Origin of the sequence: Tepidimonas aquatica (assembly GCF_007556585.1) — a bacterium.
GTDB classification, from domain to species: Bacteria; Pseudomonadota; Gammaproteobacteria; order Burkholderiales; family Burkholderiaceae_C; genus Tepidimonas; species Tepidimonas aquatica.
The window spans coordinates 20,001-22,500 of sequence record NZ_VJNA01000027.1 but is presented as its reverse complement, the minus strand read 5'-3'; the positions used below and the strand labels follow the sequence as shown (position 1 = coordinate 22,500).

The window sequence follows — 2,500 nt, the reverse complement described above, 5'->3', positions numbered from 1 at the left end:
TGGCGGCACCGCTTCTCAGCCTCCCACCTATCCTACACAGATCCGTTCAAAGTCCAATACAAAGCTGCAGTAAAGGTTCATGGGGTCTTTCCGTCTTTCCGCGGGGAGATTGCATCATCACAAACACTTCAACTTCGCTGAGTCTCGGCAGGAGACAGTGTGGCCATCGTTACGCCATTCGTGCAGGTCGGAACTTACCCGACAAGGAATTTCGCTACCTTAGGACCGTTATAGTTACGGCCGCCGTTTACCGGGACTTCGATCAAGAGCTTGCACCCCATCACTTAATCTTCCGGCACCGGGCAGGCGTCACACCCTATACGTCCACTTACCGTGTTCGCAGAGTGCTGTGTTTTTAGTAAACAGTCGCAGCCACCTATTTTTTGCAACCCATTCACGCTTCGATGCTCTCTACACGCTACTAGGGCACACCTTATCCCGAAGTTACGGTGTCAATTTGCCGAGTTCCTTCTGCCGAGTTCTCTCAAGCGCCTGAGAATACTCATCTCGCGCACCAGTGTCGGTTTGCGGTACGGTCAACTGCAAGCTGTAAGCTTAGTGGCTTTTCCTGGGACCCCATTCGGTTGCTTCGCGGGACATGCCCACTCGGGCGACGGCCTCGGTATGTGTGCGCCGGATTTGCCTAACGCACGCCTACTTCCGCCTCCACCGGCACTTCCAACCGCCGGCTCAACCTAGCTTGATCCGTCCCCACATCGCACTTGCAGTCGGTGCAGGAATGTTGACCTGCTTCCCATCAGCTACGCCTTTCAGCCTCGCCTTAGGGGCCGACTCACCCTACGCCGATGAACGTTGCGTAGGAAACCTTGCGCTTACGGCGAGCAGGCTTTTCACCCGCTTTAACGCTACTCATGTCAGCATTCGCACTTCCGATACCTCCAGCAGGGTTCTCACCCCACCTTCAGCGGCCTACGGAACGCTCTCCTACCATGCGTGTTGCCACGCATCCGCAGCTTCGGTGCCCGGCTTGAGCCCCGTTACATCTTCCGCGCAGGACGACTCGATCAGTGAGCTATTACGCTTTCTTTAAATGATGGCTGCTTCTAAGCCAACATCCTGACTGTCTTAGCCTTCCCACCTCGTTTCCCACTTAGCCGGTCTTAGGGACCTTAGCTGGCGGTCTGGGTTGTTTCCCTCTCGTGTCCGGACGTTAGCACCCGGTGCACTGTCTCCCGTGCTCACACTCTTCGGTATTCGGAGTTTGCCTTGGTTTGGTAAGTCGCCATGACCCCCTAGCCAAAACAGTGCTCTACCCCCAAAGGTGACCACACGAGGCACTACCTAAATAGTTTTCGGAGAGAACCAGCTATTTCCAGGTTTGTTTAGCCTTTCACCCCTATCCACAGCTCATCCCCTACTTTTGCAACAGCAGTGGGTTCGGCCCTCCAGTACCTGTTACGGCACCTTCAGCCTGGCCATGGATAGATCACCTGGTTTCGGGTCTACGCCCAGCGACTCAATCGCCCTGTTCGGACTCGGTTTCCCTGCGCCTTCCCTACTCGGTTAAGCTTGCCACTGAACGTAAGTCGCTGACCCATTATACAAAAGGTACGCCGTCACCCCAAAGGGCTCCGACTTTTTGTAAGCATGCGGTTTCAGGTTCTATTTCACTCCCCTCCCGGGGTTCTTTTCGCCTTTCCCTCACGGTACTGGTTCACTATCGGTCGATGACGAGTATTTAGCCTTGGAGGATGGTCCCCCCATCTTCAGACAGGATTTCACGTGTCCCGCCCTACTTGTCGCACGCCTAGTTCCACCATCGATCTTTTCCATACGGGGCTGTCACCCTCTGTGGCCGGACTTTCCAGACCGTTCTGATAGATCAATGGCTACATCGTGCAGGCTGCTCCGGTTTCGCTCGCCACTACTGCCGGAATCTCGGTTGATGTCTTTTCCTGCGGGTACTGAGATGTTTCAGTTCCCCGCGTTCGCCTCGTCGACCTATGGATTCAGTCGACGATACCCCTCATCGGGGTGGGTTGCCCCATTCGGAAACCCCCGGATCAAAGCTTGCTTGCCAGCTCCCCGAGGCTTATCGCAGGCTGCCACGTCCTTCTTCGCCTGTCATCGCCAAGGCATCCACCACATGCTCTTGTTCACTTGACCCTATAGCTTTGCTCGCTACGTCGGGCCGCCGCACACACCACAGCAGCAGCGTCACCGCCACCGTGCAGCCATGCGCAGCGCATGAACCACGCGACTTGTCGATTGTCTTGCGGCGACACCCCCACATGGGGCGTCGTTGCCGCTCGCCGTCTTGGTCTTGCTCGTCCACCACGCACCCCCGTGGCCCAGCAGCAGGGCTTGCACCCCACCTTGAACCACACAAGCGCGCAGCGGCTCGTGCTGTGACGTCAATCTTCGCTTTGCAACAACCCCGCGCACCACGCAGCGCCGCCCCACAAGGGCACAGCCGCCGCAGCGCGCAGCGCTGTTGCTTACGTTTCGACTCTATGCATTGTTAAAGAACAGCCTTGAC

At 56.7% G+C, this 2,500-nt stretch carries 1 rRNA gene (running past one end of the window); it reads right to left on the bottom strand.

Annotation, left to right across the window (positions count from 1 at the left end):
* Positions 1 to 2,127: ribosomal RNA gene (locus tag Taqua_RS10085) — 23S ribosomal RNA — on the bottom strand (it extends 759 nt beyond the left edge of the window).
* Positions 2,128 to 2,500: the final 373 nt, after the last annotated feature.